Genomic DNA, 17060 nt, shown 5'->3' on the forward strand with positions numbered 1-17060 from the left:
GGAACGTCGGCGCTGTATCTAGGAACTCAGGGGACCAGGCGCACCACGCCATTGTCGGTTCCCAGCAGCGCCTCGTCCGCCAGATCCAGGAACAGGCCATGATCCACGACGCCTGTCACGGCCTTCAGCGCTGAAGCCAGGGCGGCAGGCTCGTCGATCTTGCCCGAAGCCATGTCGTAGATCAGGTTGCCACCGTCGGTGACCACCACGCCGCGATCGGCCATGCGCAAGCGCGGCGGCGGCAGTTCGAACTCGGCGGCGATGTCGGCCAGGCGCTGGCCGGTATGGACGTGACCAAACCGCACCACCTCGATCGGCAGCGGGAACTTGCCCAGCACCTTCACATGCTTGGCGGCGTCGGCGATGACCACGCAGCGTTTGGAGGCTTCCCAGACCAGCTTCTCGCGCAGCAGAGCCGCGCCGCCGCCCTTGATCAGGCTGAGGCCCGGACCGATCTCGTCGGCGCCGTCGACGGTCAGATCAACCGCCTTGACGTCGTCCAGCGCCGCCAGGGGGATGCCCAGCTCGCGGGCGAGGTTGGCTGTCGCATCGGAGGTCGGCACACCCCGGACATCCAGCTTGCGCGCCGCCAGAGCCTTCACGAACCAGGCGGCGGTAGAACCGGTGCCCAGGCCCACGACCATGCCGTTTTCGACGAGCTCGGCGGCGGCTTCGCCCGAGAGGCGCTTTTGATCGTCGGCGCTCATTTCTTGTCCTTTTTGGCCTGCTTGAGGGCGCGGAACTTCGTCGCCCAGCCTGGCTTGTCCTGTTGCGGTGCGCGCGACAGCGCCAGGGCGCCGTCCTCCACGTCCTTGGTGATCACCGAGCCCGAGCCCGTCATGGCCCCGTCGCCGATCCGCACCGGCGCGACCAGGGCGCTGTTGGAGCCGATGAAGGCGCCCTTGCCGACATGGGTCTCGAACTTCTCGAAGCCGTCATAGTTACAGAAGATCGTGCCGGCCCCGATGTTGGCCTTCTCGCCCACCGAGCCGTCGCCCAGATAGCTCAGGTGATTGGCCTTGGCGCCGGCCCCGACCTTGACCTTCTTGACCTCGACGAAGTTGCCGATGTGAGCCTCGGCTCCGATCTCGGCCCCAGGCCGCAGGCGGGCATAGGGCCCGATCAGGGCCCCCTCGCCCACGGTCGCGCCTTCCAGATGGCTGAAGGCCTTGATCACCGCGCCGGTCGCGACGCTGACGCCGGGTCCGAAGACCACGAACTGTTCCACCGTGACGCCGGCGGCGATCTTCGTATCCCAGGCCAGATGCACGGTGTCCGGCGCCGGCATGGTGACGCCCTCGACCATCAGGGCGTGGCGGCGGCGCTTCTGCCAGACGGCTTCGGCGGCGGCCAGTTCGGCCTGGGAATTGACGCCCTGCACCGAGGCTTCGCCGGCGAAGGTCGCGCGCGTCGAGAGCTCGCGGCCATGGGCGATGCCCACCACGTCGGTGAGGTAGTATTCCTTGTTGGCGTTGTCGTTGCCGACCTGGCTGAGGAGGTCGAACAGCAGCGCCCGATCGGCGGCCAGAACGCCGGAATTGCAGTGCTTGACCTGCTTGACGCTGTCATCGGCGTCCTTGGCTTCGACGATGCGCAGCAACACATGGCCGGGGGCCAGGATCAGGCGGCCATAGGCGCCAGGATCGGCGGCCTCGAAGCCCAGCACGGCCACGTCGGCGCCCGAGGCGCGCAGGTCGAACAGCGGCGCGATGACCGGCGCGGTCAGCAGCGGGCAGTCGGCGAAGGTCACCACCACATCGCCGTCGAAATCGGCGAGGGCCTCCCTGGCGGCCAGCACGGCATGGCCGGTGCCCATCGGCGGATCCTGGATCACTACGGCCGCCTCGCCGAGACGCTTGCGGGCATGGACGCCGACGGCGGGGCTGTGGGTGCCGACCACCACGATGATCCGCGCGCAGCCCAGAGCCTCGGCGGCGTCGATGGCGTGGTCCAGCAGGGCGCGGCCGGCGATCCTGTGCAGCACCTTGGGGGTCGGCGACTTCATCCGCGTACCCTGGCCGGCGGCGAGGATCACGGCGGCCCGGGGGCGACTCGAGGCGGAGCTGGTCATGGTCCTGGCGACTCTCTAGGGACGAACCAAAGTTGCATTAGTCGGCCGTTTAGCCGAAAGGCCAGATCAATGCATGACCTTCAAGCCCTCAAAGGCGCCACGATCGCCTTCGATCTCGACGGAACCCTCGTCGACACCGCGCCCGACCTGGTCGGCGCGCTGAACATGATCCTCGTTGAAGAGGGCCTGCCGCCCCTGCCTTTCGACGATGTGCGGCTGATGGTCGGACGCGGGGCGCGAGCGCTGCTGGAGCGTGGCTTCGCCGCCGCCGGTCATCCGCTGGACGCCCTGACGGCGCCCAGGCTCGTCGAGCGCTTCATGGCCGTCTATCTGGATCGCATCGCTCACGAGAGCGCGCCCTTCCCCGGCGTGGTCGAGGTTCTGGCCGATCTGCGCGGCGCGGGGGCAAGGCTGGTGGTCTGCACCAACAAGCTGACCAATCTGTCGGTCGCCCTGCTGGACGCGCTGGACCTGTCCTCAGCCTTCAACGCCGTGATCGGCGCGGATCTGTCGCCCGCCGCCAAGCCCGACCCGATCCACGTGTTGACCGCGATCCAGGCCGTGGGCGGCGATCCGCGCCGGGCGGTGATGGTCGGCGACAGCATCAACGACGCCCTGGCGGCTGTACGCGCCAATGTCCCAGCCCTGCTGGTCAGCTTCGGCTATACCGAAGAGCCGGTGGAGACCCTGGGCGGCGATCTGGTCATCCACAGCTTTTTAGATGTGCCCCAGGCCTGTATCGGCCTTCTGGCCTCTTGCCCCCGGCCAAACACCGGGCTATAGGCCCGTCCCTCTCGCGGATCGGTCTTCCGGGCTGGCGAGAACGGTTCACCCGAACCGCCCGAAACGGTTAGGTCGCGTAGCTCAGCGGGAGAGCGCCTGCTTCACACGCAGGATGTCACAGGTTCAATCCCTGTCGCGACCACCACTCCCATCTCTTCTGGATTTTGATAGCTCGCGGATGCCGCGAGGCTCGCATGCGGCGCGCCTCCAGCGTTCCGGCCAAAAAGAAGGCCCGACCTTCGCAGGCCGGGCCAGTCATTAGGGAGGAAACGCCCAGGAAGGGCAGAGGCGCTCGCGCCTCACACCCTGTCAGGTAGCGCTACCAGCCAAACAATCAAGGGCGAGATGCGGTAATTCTATCAATCGGGACATTATGGCGCAGCTTTAGGCGCCGGCCCGACGACCGCGCTGCGCAGCGCCGCCACCCGGACATAAGTTATCCACAAGGTCTGTGGATAACCTCAGGGCGCAACGCCTGGACGCGAAGATCAACGGCGCGTCGCAATAGGCTTCCCTCGCCGCGCATTCGCAGCGAAAGTCCCGGCCTGTTTCAAATCGCAATGCGAGGATCGGCCATGTGTGACGACGACATCCACCCCGGCCTGATCCACGATCCCACCGTGTCCCGCCGCGCCTTCGGTCTGATGACCGTGCTGGCTGCGGGACTGGGCGGCGCGGCCCATGCGGGCGCGCCGGTCGTGGAGAAGGACGTCGAGATCAAGACGCCGGACGGCGTGGCGGACGCCGCCCTGTACTACCCCGAGGGCAAGGGCTCCTGGCCCGCCGTCGTCGTGTGGCCGGACGTGGTCAGCCTGCGGCCCGCGTTCCGCGAAATGGGTCGGCGGCTGGCGTCGTCGGGCTATGTGGTGCTGGTTCCCAACCTCTACTACCGGGTCAAGAAGGCGCCGGTGGTCGAGAGCGGCTTCAACTTCGCCAGCCCCGAGGACCGCGCCAAGATCATGCCGATGCGGGCCACCGTGACCCCGGAAGGCACCGATAGGGACGCGACGGCCTATATCGCCTTCCTCGACGCCCTGCCCCAGACCGACAAGAAGAAGAAGGTCGGCGTACAGGGCTATTGCATGGGCGGTCCGCTGGCCTTCCGCACGGCGGGCGTCTCGCCGTCACGCGTGGCCGCCGTGGCCAGCTTCCATGGCGGCGGTCTGGTCACCGACGCCCCCACCAGCCCGCACCTGACCCTGCCGGTCAGCAAGGCCGAATACCTGATCTGCGTCGCCGACAACGACGACAAGAAGGATCCGGCCGACAAGGAAAAGCTGAAGGTCGCCCTCGACGCCGCCAAGCGGCCAAACAAGATCGAGGTCTATGCCGGCGCGGCCCACGGCTGGACCGTCAAGGGCAGCCAGGTCTATGACGAGCCCGCCGCCGAAAAGGCCTGGGCCGAGCTGTTGGCGCTCTATAAGCGCACCCTGGGCTGAGGTCTGGCCGCGCCGGTGACGGCGCGGCCAGCCGGTTCTACTTCAAGGCCACCTCGGCGACCTTGTCGCTGTAGTCCTTCTTGGGATCGCCCCCCAGCAGCATCTTGACGCCGGCCAGCAGGCTGGAGCCGTTCAGCCAAATCTGGGCGCGCTCGGTGTCAAAGCGCAGAAGCTGCAGATTGGGATCATCCTTGCCGCCCTCGTACCAGGCCGCCACGAAGGGGTTCCACAGCTTGTCGATCATCGCGCGGTCGTTGTCCGGCGTCAGTTCCCCATGGACCGCCGCGAAAATATCGTGGCCCTTCGAAGCGAAGTTGAAGACGCCGCGATGGCTCTGATGCAGCGATTTCACCAGATCGGTGTCGCGCGCGCTGAAGAACCAGATCGGGCCGCGATCGTCCTTGTCCACGAACTGGGCGGTCATCGGCTGGCCGTGGCCTTCGTCAACGCCGGCGAGGCCCAGCATCACGGTCATGTCGGATCGCAGGGCTTTCCAGAACTTGGCTTCGATTTCGGTGGTGTCGGTCATCGTGTTCTCCATTCGCTAGGTCTGGCAACGACGAGGATGAGGCGTTCGTTCCCCGCTCGACTGACCGGATGACCTGGCGGCTGACCCAGCCAAAGTGATCTGACCTCTGTTTTTTTTGGTCTGACCTAGACAGCACTACGACCACGCGCCACCTTGCGCGCGTCGAGATGGGACCGGTAACCTCAAAGAAAACCATCCGATCCGGGGAGACCGCCGTCTAATGACCGCACGCACGATCAAGGCCCTGCGCTGGTGGATGATCGGCCTGATCATGCTGGGCGCGGTGATCAACTACCTGACCCGCTCCACCCTGGGCGTCGCCGCGCCCACGGTGCTGGCCGACCTGGACATCACCGAAAAGCAGTACGGCTGGATCACCGGCGCCTTCCAGTTGGGCGTGATGATGCAGCCGGTCTGCGGCTATGTGCTGGATGTCATCGGGCTGAAGACCGGCTTCGCGATCTTCGCCACGGCCTGGTCCCTGATCACCATGGCCCACGGCCTGGCCTCGAACTGGCCGATGCTGGCAGGTCTGCGGGGCCTTCTGGGCCTGGCGGAGGGCTCGGCCAATCCGGCGGGCATGAAAGCGGTCTCTGAGTGGTTTCCGGCGAAGGAGCGCGGCCATGCCGGCGGCGTCTACAATATCGGCGCGTCGTTCGGCTCGATGCTGGCGCCGCCGCTGGTGGCCTGGGCGATCATCTCGTGGAACTGGCGCGCGGCGTTCGTCATCGCCGGGGCGCTGGGACTGGTCTGGGTGGTGCTGTGGCTGAAGTTCTACCAGTCGCCCGACAAGCATCCAGCCCTGTCGGACGCCGAACGGGATTACATCGCCGCCGGCCAGGAAACCCACCTAAGCAGCGACGGCGCCAAGCCCTCGATCTTCAAGGTTATGAAGCAGCGCAACTTCTGGGGCATCGCCCTGCCCCGCTTCCTCGCCGACCCCACCTGGGGCACTCTGGCGTTCTGGGTGCCGCTGTATCTGACCAGCGTTCGGGGCTTCGACCTCAAGCAGATCGCGATGTTCGCCTGGCTGCCGTTCGTGGCCGCCGACCTGGGATGCCTGTTCGGCCCGACCGTCGCGACCTTCCTTCAGAAACGCGGCGTCAGCCTGATCAACGCCCGTCGCTGGGCCTTCACGGTCGGCGCGCTGATGATGACCGGCATGGCCTTCGTCGGCAGGGTCGAGAGCCCCTATGCCGCCATCGCCCTGCTGTGCCTGGGCGGTTTCGCCCACCAGACCCTGTCGGTGACCGTGATCACCCTGTCGTCGGACCTCTTCAAGCGCAACGAGGTCGCCACCGTGGCCGGCATGGCCGGAACCATGGGCAATCTGGGCGTGCTGATCTTTTCGCTGATGATCGGCGGACTGGTCGCCACGGTCGGCTATGACCCGTTCTTCATCGCGCTGGGCGTGCTCGACCTGCTGGGCGCGGTGCTGCTGTGGACCCTGGTCCGCGACCGCCCCGCCCCGACGCCCGCCGCCGCTCCGCCCATTTCGGTCTAGACGATGATCCACAATCCGATCCTGCCGGGATTCAACCCCGATCCGTCCATCGTGCGGGTGGGCGAGGACTATTACATCGCCACCTCGACCTTCGAGTGGTTCCCGGGCGTGCAGATCCACCATTCGCGCGACCTGGTGAACTGGCGGCTGATCACCCGCCCCCTGAAACGGCCCAGCCAGCTGAACATGCTGGGCGCGCCGGACTCCTGCGGGGTCTGGGCGCCGTGCCTGACCTATGCCGATGGCCTCTTCCACCTGATCTACACCGACGTGAAGCGCTATGGCCGCACCACGGTCGGCGGGGCGTCGGGCGCCAGCCTGCGGGATTTCCACAACTATCTGGTCACCTGCGAGACCATCGACGGCGACTGGTCCGACCCGGTGTTCCTCAACAGCAGCGGCTTTGATCCGTCACTGTTCCACGACGACGATGGCCGCAAGTGGCTGGTCAACATGCTGTGGGACCACCGCCCCGGCCGCAACCGCTTCGCCGGCATCGTGCTGCAGGAATATTCCCACAATGCGCGCGCCCTGACCGGCGAGCGTCAGGTGATCTTCGAAGGCACGCCCCTGGGCCTGACCGAGGCGCCGCACATCTATAAGCGGGACGGCTGGTACTATCTGATCACCGCCGAGGGCGGCACGGGCTGGAACCACGCGGTGACCATGGCCCGCTCGCGCCATCTGGCAGGCCCGTACGAACTGCACCCCGACACCTACATCCTCAGCTCACGCACCCGGCCAGACGCCCCGCTGCAACGGGCCGGTCACGCCGATCTGGTCGAGACGCCCGATGGTCAGACCTGGGCGGTCTATCTGAGCGGCCGCCCCCTACCCAATCGCGGTCGCTGCGTGATGGGCCGCGAGACGGCGATCCAGCCGATGGTCTGGGGCGAAGACGGCTGGCTGCGCACGCTCGACGGCCAGGGCATGCCGAGTCTGAGTGTCCAAGCGCCCGACCTGCCGCCGCATCCGTTTCCCGCGACGCCCGCGCGGGCCGACTTCGACGGTCCGGACCTGCCCATCGACTTTCAGTGGCTGCGCTCGCCTTATCCCGAGGAGTTGTTCAGCCTGACCGCACGCCCCGGCTGGCTAAGGCTGCATGGGCGCGAGAGTATTGGCGGACAATTCCGTCAGGCCCTGGTCGCCCGTCGGCAGCAGGCCTTCTGCTACAGCGCCTCGACCCTGATGGATTTCGAGCCCGCGCACTTCCAGCAGGCGGCGGGGCTCGTCTGCTACTATGGCGGCTCGAAGTTCCACTACCTGCACGTCACCCATGACGAGGAGCGCGGCCGCCACCTGCGGGTGATGTCGGCCCTGCCGGACGCGGCCCAGGCCGACGCCTTCACCGATCCCGTTCCGCTGCCGGCGGGGCCGGTGCATCTGCGAGTCGAAGTCGACTATGAGCGCCTGCGCTTCGCCTGGAGCCTGGATGGTCGCGACTGGACCTGGCTGCCGCAGACCTTCGACGCCAGCATCCTGTCGGACGAGGCCACCAGCCCCGGCGCGCCCAACTTCACCGGCGCCTTCGTCGGGATGGCCTGTCAGGACATGTCGGGCGCGATCAAGCCGGCCGACTTTGACTGGTTCGACTATCGCGAGCGCGACTATCAGCCCGACCCGACCGTGACGGAGCCATCATGACCCGGATCACCCGCCGCGCTCTCGGCCTGGCAACCGCCCTGGCCCTGACGCTGAGCGTCTCCATCAGCGCCCATGCTGAAGGTCGCTGGATCGGAACCTGGGCCAGCGCCCAGCAGGTTCCGGAAGAGCGCAACGCCCTCCCCGCCGACGCCCTGAACGACGCCACGCTGCGCCAGATCGTGCGCCTGACTGCGGGTGGAGATCGCCTGCGCGTGCGGATCTCCAACGTCTTCGGCACCACCCCCCTGCGTGTCACCGCCGCCCGGGTGGCCCGTCCGCTGGCGAACGACGCGCCCGCCATCGACCCGGCTACGGATCGCGCGGTCACCTTTTCCGGACGAGCCGACGTGACCGTGCCGCCGGGCGCGGAGTATCTGTCCGACCCCATCGCCCTTGAGGCCGCGCCGCTGTCGGACCTGGCGGTCTCGATCCACATCGACAAGGCCCCAGCCGTCCAGACCAGCCACCCCGGCTCGCGGGCGACCTCCTATGTCGTCAAAGGCGAGAAGGTCTCGGCCGCTGATCTGCCCGGCGCCCTGAAGACCGACCACTGGTTCCAGCTGTCGGGCGTCGAGGTCGAGGCCGGCAAGGGCGCCGGCGCCGTCGCCCTGATCGGCGACTCGATCACCGATGGCTATGGCGTCAAACCCAACACCAACATGCGCTGGCCCGACGCCTTCGCGGCAAGGCTGCAGGCCAATCCCAAGACCCGCAAGCTGGGCGTCCTGAACCTGGGCATCGGCGGCAACCGCGTCCTGCTGGACGGTCTGGGTCCCAACGCCGCCGCCCGCTTCGACCGCGATGTGCTGATGCAGAGCGGCGTGACCCACGTGCTGGTGCTGGAAGGCGTCAACGACCTGGGCGTGCTGACCCGCGACCAGCCGGTCGGGGCAGAAAGGCACGCGGCGCTGGTCGCCGAAGTCACCACCGCCTACGCCCAGATGGTCCACAAGGCTCGGGCCCGGGGCATCAAGGCCATCGGCGCGACGATCATGCCCTATGGAACGTCGGCCTATTATCATCCCGACGCCCTGAACGAGCAGGACCGCGCCGCCATCAACGCCTGGATCCGCGCGCCCGGAAACTTCGACGCCGTCGTCGACATGGACGCGATCATGCGCGACCCGGCCAATCCCAACCGTCTGGCGCCGGCTTACGATTCCGGCGACGGTCTGCATCCCTCGATGGACGGCTATCGCTTCATGGCCCAGTCAATCCCGCTGGACCTGTTCGCCCGATGATCCGCGCCCTTCTCGCCGCCGCCCTGATCGCCCTGCCCGCCGCCGCGGGCGCGGCCGAGATCAGGATGGCGATCACGGTCGATGACCTGCCGGCTCACAGCGCCCTGCCAAACGGCGAGACCCGCGTGGGCATCGCCAAGGACTTCCTCGCCGCCCTGAAGGACGCCAAGGCCGCCCCGGTCTATGGCTTCATCAACGGCGTCCAGACCGAGCGCGAGCCGGACTCGGCCGACGTCCTGAAGATCTGGCGCGACGCCGGCCACCCGCTGGGCAACCACGGCTGGGCGCACCTGAACCTCGCCCAGATCGACGTCGCCACCTTCGAAGCCGAACTGACCCGCAACGAGCCCCTGCTGAAGAGCCTGGCCGCCGGTTCGGAGTGGCGCTGGTTCCGCTTCCCTTTCCTGAGCGAGGGCGACACGCCCGAGAAGCGCGCCGCCGTTCGGGAACTGCTGAAAGCGCGCGGTTATCACATCGCCAGCGTGACCATGAGCTTTGGCGACTATGCCTGGAACGAGCCCTACGCCCGCTGCGTGGCCAAGGGTGACCAGAAGGCCATAGCCGACCTCGAGACCAGCTACCTGAAGGCCGCCGAGCTTAGCCTTGCCCATTCGCGCGCGCTGTCGGCGACGCTGCACGGCCGGGATATCCCCTATGTGCTGCTGATGCATCTGGGCGCCTTCGACGCCCGCATGGGTTCCCGCCTGCTGGCGCTCTATCGATCGCTGGGCGTCAGCTTCGTCTCGCTGGAAGAGGCGCAGGCCGATCCGTTCTACGCCGCGGACCTGACCGCCGCGCCCGCCGCGGCGCCGGTCACGCTGGAAAGCGCTCTGGCGGCCAAGGGCCTGCCCGTTCCGCCCCTGTCGCTGAACCTCGCGGCGCTGGACAGCGTCTGCCGGTAGCCCGCACAATTGGCACGGGACGTGACAAGATCCCTCGCCTCGACCTACAACAGCGGCAATGAGCCAGGCTTCCTTCGACGGCATGATCGCCCTGCCCGGCGGCGTCTTCCAGATGGGTTCGGACGAACACTATCCGGAAGAGGCCCCGGCCCATCCCGTGGCCGTCGATCCGTTCTGGATCGATGAGACGCCGGTCACCAACGCCCAGTTCGCGCGATTCGTGGCGGCGACGGGCCATGTGACCCTGGCCGAGATCCCTCCCGACCCGAAACTCTATCCCGGCATGGACCCGGCCTTCGCCCACCCGGCCTCGGCGGTGTTCGTGCGGCCCGACCGCCGGGTCGATCCGCGCGCCGGCGGGGGGGAATGGTGGCGACTGATCCTCGACGCGCGCTGGAATCAGCCCTTCGGCGAAGGCAGCTCCATCGCCGGGATCGAGGACCATCCGGTCATCCATGTCAGCCACGCCGACGCCGCGGCCTATGCCGCCTGGGCCGGCAAGGCCCTGCCGACCGAGGCCGAGTGGGAATTCGCCGCGCGGGGTGGTCTGGAGGGCGCGGCCTATGCCTGGGGCCAGGAGCTGGCGCCGGGCGGCTTCATGCTGGCCAACTACTGGCAGGGCGCCTTTCCAGGCGAGAACCTGCTGACCGACGGCTATGAGCGCACCTCGCCGGTGCGATCCTTCCCCGCCAATGGCTACGGCCTCTACGACATGATCGGCAATGTCTGGGAATGGACATCCGACTGGTGGGCCGACCGCCATGAGGGCAACCCCACCAAGCCCTGCTGCGCGCCCCGCAATCCGCGCGGTGCGGCCCGCGACGGCAGCCATGACCGGACCCAGCCTGGTCCGGTCATCCCGCGCCGGGTGCTGAAAGGCGGCTCGCACCTGTGCGCGGAGAACTACTGCCGGCGCTATCGACCGGCGGCGCGTCACCCGCAACCGATCGACACCACCACCGGCCATATCGGCTTTCGCTGCGTGGCGCGGACAGTCTAGGCCGCCTCGCGCAGACGCCAGGGGTGGGCCGGATAGAAGCGGTCCATCATCCGGTCGACATAGGCCACGAGGTTTTCGTGACGCTCGGCCTCGCGGCGCAGGGGCGAGTCGAAGAACGAGGTCAGGATCCCCGCCAGCACCCCGAACGTGATGGCGTCGACACCGGTCGGGTGGTCAGCCATCAGGAAGGCCTTCTCGCCCAGAATCTCGTCCAAGGCCCGCAGCGACAGCGTGCCCAGCCAGAGGATCTCGTCCGGGCTGTGCCGGCCCACGCCCACCGCGCGGATATTGGCCGACACGGCGTCCAGAAGACCCTTGCGCAGGGTCTCGCGCATCTCCTCGGGCGCGCCGTCAAACCAGTGGGCGGGGCCCTTGGCGAAGTTGGCCGGGTCGAGGAAGCGGAAATAGCCCGACGTCCAGCCGAGGTGGTTCTCGATCATTCGCTCGATGGCCCAGGCCTCGGCGCGGTCGCGGGACGACAGGCCGGCGTCCAGGTCGATATCGTACTTCCGCTCGATATGGGCGCGGATGAAGGTGGAGTCGCCGATCCGCTCGCCATCATCGTCGATCCACGGCAGCTGGCCCTTGGGGGCGGTTTCGCGGCTGCCGGGCGCCTTGCGATAGTCCAGGCCCGCCATCATCAGCTGGATCTCGGTCTTGGTGACGTAGGGGCTCAGTTCCGGCAGGCCAAAGCCCGCGCCCGTGGCGTACAGGGTGATCATCTCGCATCTCCGTCCAGCAGCGTTCGATGCAGGCTTGCTACCGCCACCCTACTGCCAGCATGCTGTCAGCATAGCTCTGCCATGGTGTCCTCATGAGACGCGCCGAACGCCTATTCCAGATCATCCAGATCCTGCGCCGCAGCCATTCGCCGGTCACCGCCGACGCGATCGCTGTCGAACTCGAAACCTCCAAGCGCAGCGTCTATCGCGATATCGCCGCCCTGGTCGGGCAGCGGGCCCCGATCAGAGGCGAGGCAGGTGTCGGCTACGTGCTGGAAGCGGGCTTCGACATGCCGCCGCTGATGCTGACGCCCGACGAGATCGAAGCCGCCGTGCTGGGCGCACAATGGGTTATCGGACGGGGCGATCCCGTGCTGGCCAAGGCCGCCCGCGACCTGGTCAGCAAGATCGCCGCCGCCGTGCCCGAGCGCTTGCGGCCCTATGTGCTGGAGCCTGCCACCGGCGCATCACCGGCCTGGAACGCGGCGCCCGACGGTCTGGACATCGCCCAGGCCCGGGCCTGGATCCACGCTGGCCGCAAGATCCGCCTGGACTATCGCGACGAGCAGGGCGCGGTCAGCCAGCGCGTCATCTGGCCGGTCACCGTGGGCTATCGCGAGACCGTGCGGATGCTGATCGGCTGGTGCGAGCTGCGCCAGAACTTCCGCACCTTCCGCACCGACCGGGTGGTCGACGCCGAATTCCTGGAGGACCGCCACGGCCAGCGGCCGGGACAGCTCAAGGTGCGGTGGCAAAGGCATATTGAGGCGGAACGGGCGGCCTGGACGCGCAGGACCTGCGACTAAAGCCCGTGCCGCTTGGCGAAGGTCTCGAAAAGGCCCGGCCAGGCGGCGACCGGCTTGCCGGCGACGAAGCGCAGGCCAAAGCCATGGCCGCCCTCCTCGAAGACGTGCATCTCGGTCGGAATGGCCCTGGCCTTAAGCGCCGAGAACATCATCAGGCTGTTCTCAACCGGCACCGACTTGTCGTCGGCCGCATGCAGCAGGAACACCGGCGGCAGGTCCGCGCCGACCTGCCGCTCGGGCGAATAGAGCGCGATCTGCTCTGGCGTGGGGTCTGATCCCAGCAGTTGCCTGCGCGAGCCTGAATGCACCGACGCCGGGTCCATGGTGATCACCGGATAGATCAGGGCCGAAAGGTTGGGTCGCGCGGAGAGATCATCGGCTGTGTCGACCCGGTCATAGACACTGGCTGGAAAACGGGTGGTCAGGCTGGCGGCGACATGCCCCCCGGCCGAGAACCCCATGATGGCGACCCGATCGGGACTGAAGCCCATGGCGGCGGCGCGGGACCGCACCAGACGCAAGCCGCGCTGGGCGTCCTGCAGCGGCGTATCGGGACCCGCGCTCCAGCCGTCGCCCGGCAGGCGATAGAACAGGACGAAACAGGTGTAGCCCCGGTCGGCCAGCCAGCGGGCGGTCTCATAGCCTTCCTTGTCCAGCACCACCCGCTCGTAGCCGCCGCCGGGGGCCAGCATGACCGCCGCGCCGTTGGGGGTCTTGGGGCGGAACACGACGAGGATCGGTTTGCGCGTGTGGGTCAGGGCGCGGTCGCGCAGGCCCTTGGGATCGCCACGCTCGATGATGGTCTCGACGGCCGCGACCTTGTCGGCCCCGGGCGCACCTGCGGGCCACAGTTCGATGATCTCGGTCGGGTCGGCCATGGGCAGGGTCTCCGCTTTCGCACCGCGCGCCAGGCCCGAAGCCAGCAAACCCGTGACGAAACTAGCCAGCGCGCCGCGACGATTGAGCATGGACGAAACCTTCCGGCGAACTGACTGACGTTTCGCCGCGAACCTTAGAGCCGGGCCCTCGATTCAGGAAACCGGTTTCCTAGCGTTCAGCGAACCGCAGGTGATGCAGCACGACGCCGCTGGTTGTGGCTACGTTCAGGGAGTCGAAGCCGCCCGCCATCGGGATGCCGATGGGCCTGGCCCGGGCCATCTGGGCGGCCGAGAGGCCCGGCCCTTCGGCGCCCAGCAGCACGGCCGAGCGCTCCGGCGGCTTCAGTCTCGCCAGGATCTCGGTGGCCGACGGCGACAGGGCCAGGGCCTCGAAGCCGTGGCGCTCCAGCAGGCCGGCGGCGTCCTCGTCCCGCGCCAGCCAGGCGGTGGGCACGCCAAGCGTCGCCCCGACCGAAACCCGGATGGCCTTGCGGTACAGGGGATCGCAGCAGTCACTGTCCAGGATCACGCCATCGACGCCAAAGGCCGCGGCGTTGCGGAAGATGCCGCCGATATTGTCGTGATTGGCGATGCCGCACAGCACCAGCACCACCGCCCTGCCCTTCAGCGACGCCAGCAGGCCGTCGGCCGGCATCGGCTCGGGCTTACGGCCGACGGCCAGCACGCCGCGATGCAGATGAAAACCCGCGACGGCGTCGAGCACGGCCTGCTCGACCAGATAGACCGGCGTGTCGTCGGGCAGCCCGGCGAACACCTCGCCCAGCTTGTCGCGGCGCTTGGGATCGATCAGCAGCGACATCACGCGCTCGGGCGCGTCGCGGACGAAGGCCCGCAGCACCGTCTCGCCCTCGGCGATGAACAGGCCCTGGCGGCCGACCAGATCACGCTCGCGGATGTCGCGATAGGCCGCGACACGCGGGTCGTCGGGATCGGTGACGGTGATGAACTGCGGCACGGCGGTCTTCCGGGAAGCTTACCGCACGCCTCGTATCGGCAGGATGGCCAGACCGCCAGCCATGGCGAGCGCGGCGGCGACCATGAAGAAGGCCTGGAAGTTCAGATGGGAGGGTCCCAGCGACCAGAAGGCCAGGGCCGGCGCCAGGGCCTGGGGCAAGGTGTTGGCGAGGTTCAGCACCCCAAGATCCTTGCCGGCGTCGCGCTGCGAGGGCAGCACCTGGGTCACCAGGGCGATGTCGACAGCGTAGAAGCAGCCCGCGCCGCAACCCAGCAGGACATAGGTCGCGATCATGATCGGCCAACTCGGCGTCAGCGAGAAGATCAGCATGGCCAGCGCGATGGTCATGGCCGCGCCGGTGGCGAACAGCTTGCGACGCCGAAGCCTGTCGGAGAGCATGCCGCCGATCAGGGCCAGGGCGATGTTGGACACCGTCGAGACCGTGGTGAGGATCGCCAGGCCCTCCTCGGCCTTGTGGCCGGGGAACAGGCGAGAATAGCCCAGCACATCCTGCAGGAAATACAGCATGTAGGACTGAACCAGGCTCAGGGCGACGAGCACCATGAACCGGCCCAGCCAGGCGAAGGCGAAATCCGGATGCTTGCGGGGATTGATCCAGAGCCCCGCCAGGAAATCCCCGAGCCGAAAGGGCGGACGCGCATCCCGCGCCAGCGGCTTGTCGTCGAGTTTGAGAACAAACGGCGCGAGCGTGATCAACAGCACCAGGGCAATGGCCACGTAGCGCGTAAACTCGGTGACCAGCAGGCCGCCGATCAGCACCGCTCCGGCCATGGTGCCGATCGGATTACCCAGGCTGAGAAACGCGGCCACGCGGCCTTTTTGGGCATCTGGCACCCGGTCGGGCAAAACCGCGACCAGGGCCGAAAACATCAGGTTGAATGTCAGCTGAAACAGAATGATGCCGCCGATCAGCGCCATAGGTGTCCTGGCCGCCATGATCAGCATATAGGCCCCCGCAGCGCCCAGCGCGCCGACCACCATCCAGGGCCGCCGACGGCCAAAGCGCGAGGTGGTGCGGTCGCTGATCGCGCCGGCCAACAGGTTTGCGACACTAGCCACCAGGGCCCCGTAGAACGCCACCTGACTGAGCAACAGCGCCTTGTTGGCGGGATCGATCGCCTCGGCCTTCAGAGGCAGCAGCACCTGCAGCAGCGGCATGAAGCTGACGAAGGCGCCGATCTGCGCCAGGGTATAGGCGGCGATGAAACTGGTCCTGACCGGCGTGGCCGGCCGGGCTTCGTCGCTTGGCGACATGGGCGCTCCCCTCGCGCGGTCTGCGCCGCGTCCGGGTCAGACTGGCCTTCCGGGTCGGCCGATACAAGGCCGCCCGCGCGGCATTCGCCGATACCCTTGAACCCGCGTGAATTTTTCTCACCGCAAGCGTCGCTAGGGCTACGATAAATGCTCTAGGCTGCGGCCATGGGTTTGAGTCTCACGCGACAGCACTCGGCGGTTCAATGGCCTCGGTGACGATCTACGACGTCGCCGCGCGGGCTGGCGTCTCCATCAAGACCGTTTCCCGGGTCATGAACAACGAGCCGAATGTCCGGCCGGCGATGCGCGATCGCGTCCTCGAAGCGGCCACGGCCCTGGACTACAGCCCGAACCTCTCGGCGCGCAGCCTGGCCGGGTCACGATCGTTCGTGATCGCAGTGTTCGTGGACGCCGCCCTGACCATCGACCACTGGCGCAGCGAGCGCGGCGCCGACTATCTCAGCCGCATCCAGTTGGGCGCGACACTTCAGTGCCGCGACGCCGGCTACCACCTGCTGATCGAACTGATCGACCACGATGCGCCCCGCGTCCGGCAGGAAGTCGCCGCCCTGCTGGCGGCTCTCAAGCCAGACGGCGTCATCCTGACGCCGCCCAGTTGCGACAACGAAACCGTCCTGGAACTGCTCGACAAGGCCGGTACGCCCTATGTGCGCCTGGGTCCCGAACGGCCCGATGGCGTCGGCCCCCGCGTGCACATGGACGACTTCGCCGCCGCGCGCGAGATGACCCAGCATCTGGCCAGCCTGGGCCACCGCCGTATCGGCTTCATCGTCGGCGAGCCGCGCTACGGCGCCAGCCAGGCGCGGCGCGGCGGCTATCTGGACGCCATGAAACAGCTGAACCTGCCGGTCGCCGAAAGCTGGGTCCGCCAGGGCGATTTCACGTTCCAGTCAGGCCTTGATCAGGCCAAGGCGCTTCTGAGTTTACCCGACCGCCCCACCGCGATCTTCGCCAGCAACGATGATATGGCGCTGGGTTGTCTGGCCGCGGCGGCAGAGGCGGGCCTGATGGTTCCTGGCGAGGTTTCGGTGGCCGGCTTCGATGACAGCCCCAGCGCCCGGTTTAACCGCCCGCAGCTGACCACGGTGCGTCAGCCGGTCGTCGAAATGGCGTCCCGGGCTACACAGCTGCTGATTTCCGGCGCCATCAAGGGCTCGACGTCAAAGGGAGAGCCCCTGGACGAACTGTTGCCGTTCGAACTGATCCACCGCGCGTCAACCGCGCCGCCGCCCGCGCCCTAGGGTCGAAACCCGATCAGGCGCGGGTTGG

The 17060-nt window shown here is 67.7% G+C and carries 16 protein-coding genes and 1 tRNA gene; 10 read left to right on the forward strand and 7 right to left on the reverse strand.

The window, feature by feature from the left end:
- Nucleotides 1-26 precede the first annotated feature (26 nt).
- Both rpiA and glmU read right to left on the reverse strand, forming a co-directional pair.
- Nucleotides 27-707: a ribose-5-phosphate isomerase RpiA gene (rpiA, locus tag ACW17V_RS12925; RefSeq protein WP_492105506.1), complete on the reverse strand. Its 681-nt coding sequence runs from the start codon at nt 705-707 to the stop codon at nt 27-29.
- Entirely contained in the window at nt 704-2071 is a 1368-nt protein-coding gene (gene glmU, locus ACW17V_RS12930) for a bifunctional UDP-N-acetylglucosamine diphosphorylase/glucosamine-1-phosphate N-acetyltransferase GlmU (RefSeq protein WP_492105507.1), read from the reverse strand. The genes rpiA and glmU overlap by 4 nt, the downstream gene beginning before the upstream one ends.
- 69 nt (nt 2072-2140) lie before the next feature.
- Between glmU and ACW17V_RS12935 the strand changes: the two genes are divergently transcribed.
- The 3 genes from ACW17V_RS12935 (at nt 2141) to ACW17V_RS12945 (ending at nt 4293) form a co-directional block, all read left to right on the forward strand.
- A complete protein-coding gene (locus ACW17V_RS12935; RefSeq protein WP_492105508.1) occupies nt 2141-2854 on the forward strand; it encodes an HAD-IA family hydrolase in 714 nt (237 codons plus the stop codon).
- A 70-nt stretch (nt 2855-2924) separates the two neighbouring features.
- A tRNA-Val gene (locus ACW17V_RS12940) sits at nt 2925-2999 on the forward strand.
- A 430-nt stretch (nt 3000-3429) separates the two neighbouring features.
- Entirely contained in the window at nt 3430-4293 is an 864-nt protein-coding gene (locus tag ACW17V_RS12945; RefSeq protein WP_492105509.1) for a dienelactone hydrolase family protein, read from the forward strand.
- Nucleotides 4294-4330: 37 nt separating this feature from the next.
- Here ACW17V_RS12945 and ACW17V_RS12950 read toward each other — a convergent pair whose 3' ends face one another.
- Nucleotides 4331-4822, reverse strand: coding sequence for a pyridoxamine 5'-phosphate oxidase family protein (locus tag ACW17V_RS12950; protein ID WP_492105510.1), 492 nt, complete (start codon nt 4820-4822; stop codon nt 4331-4333).
- A 220-nt stretch (nt 4823-5042) separates the two neighbouring features.
- On the opposite strand from ACW17V_RS12950, the gene ACW17V_RS12955 reads away from it, so the two are divergent.
- From ACW17V_RS12955 to ACW17V_RS12975, 5 genes are read left to right on the forward strand one after another with little or no spacing between them, the layout of a single operon-like run.
- Nucleotides 5043-6326 carry an MFS transporter gene (locus ACW17V_RS12955; RefSeq protein WP_492105511.1) on the forward strand — a complete coding sequence of 428 codons (1284 nt, stop codon included), beginning with the start codon at nt 5043-5045 and terminating at the stop codon, nt 6324-6326.
- 3 nt (nt 6327-6329) lie between these two features.
- A complete protein-coding gene (locus tag ACW17V_RS12960) occupies nt 6330-7970 on the forward strand; it encodes a glycoside hydrolase family 43 protein (RefSeq protein ID WP_492105512.1) in 1641 nt (546 codons plus the stop codon).
- The gene (locus ACW17V_RS12965) at nt 7967-9211 is read left to right on the forward strand and encodes an SGNH/GDSL hydrolase family protein (protein ID WP_492105513.1); all 1245 of its coding nucleotides are present in this window, start codon (nt 7967-7969) and stop codon (nt 9209-9211) included. The genes ACW17V_RS12960 and ACW17V_RS12965 overlap by 4 nt, the downstream gene beginning before the upstream one ends.
- On the forward strand, nt 9208-10113 hold the full coding sequence (locus ACW17V_RS12970) for a polysaccharide deacetylase family protein (protein ID WP_492105514.1): 906 nt from the start codon (nt 9208-9210) through the stop codon (nt 10111-10113). The genes ACW17V_RS12965 and ACW17V_RS12970 overlap by 4 nt, the downstream gene beginning before the upstream one ends.
- Nucleotides 10114-10171: 58 nt before the next feature.
- Nucleotides 10172-11113 (forward strand): formylglycine-generating enzyme family protein, encoded by a 942-nt coding sequence (locus ACW17V_RS12975; RefSeq protein WP_492105515.1) that lies wholly within the window; start codon nt 10172-10174, stop codon nt 11111-11113.
- On the opposite strand, the gene ACW17V_RS12980 is transcribed toward ACW17V_RS12975, so the two are convergent.
- A complete protein-coding gene (locus tag ACW17V_RS12980) occupies nt 11110-11835 on the reverse strand; it encodes a glutathione S-transferase family protein (RefSeq protein ID WP_492105516.1) in 726 nt (241 codons plus the stop codon). The two genes, ACW17V_RS12975 and ACW17V_RS12980, sit on opposite strands and share 4 nt — an antisense overlap.
- Nucleotides 11836-11927: 92 nt before the next feature.
- Here ACW17V_RS12980 and ACW17V_RS12985 point away from each other — a divergent pair, with 92 nt between their 5' ends.
- The gene (locus ACW17V_RS12985; protein WP_492105517.1) at nt 11928-12641 is read left to right on the forward strand and encodes a helix-turn-helix transcriptional regulator; all 714 of its coding nucleotides are present in this window, start codon (nt 11928-11930) and stop codon (nt 12639-12641) included.
- Here ACW17V_RS12985 and ACW17V_RS12990 read toward each other — a convergent pair.
- The 3 genes from ACW17V_RS12990 to ACW17V_RS13000 form a co-directional block, all read right to left on the reverse strand.
- On the reverse strand, nt 12638-13609 hold the full coding sequence (locus ACW17V_RS12990; RefSeq protein ID WP_492105518.1) for an alpha/beta hydrolase: 972 nt from the start codon (nt 13607-13609) through the stop codon (nt 12638-12640). The two genes, ACW17V_RS12985 and ACW17V_RS12990, sit on opposite strands and share 4 nt — an antisense overlap.
- 79 nt (nt 13610-13688) lie before the next feature.
- Complete coding sequence (locus tag ACW17V_RS12995) at nt 13689-14495, reverse strand: TrmH family RNA methyltransferase (RefSeq protein WP_492105519.1); 807 nt, start codon at nt 14493-14495, stop codon at nt 13689-13691.
- Between the two features lie 18 nt (nt 14496-14513).
- The gene (locus tag ACW17V_RS13000) at nt 14514-15770 is read right to left on the reverse strand and encodes an MFS transporter (protein WP_492105520.1); all 1257 of its coding nucleotides are present in this window, start codon (nt 15768-15770) and stop codon (nt 14514-14516) included.
- Between the two features lie 203 nt (nt 15771-15973).
- On the opposite strand from ACW17V_RS13000, the gene ACW17V_RS13005 reads away from it, so the two are divergent.
- Nucleotides 15974-17032 carry a LacI family DNA-binding transcriptional regulator gene (locus ACW17V_RS13005; protein WP_492105521.1) on the forward strand — a complete coding sequence of 353 codons (1059 nt, stop codon included), beginning with the start codon at nt 15974-15976 and terminating at the stop codon, nt 17030-17032.
- Nucleotides 17033-17060: the final 28 nt, after the last annotated feature.

The organism is Caulobacter sp. FV2ye17ST, from assembly GCF_058680955.1.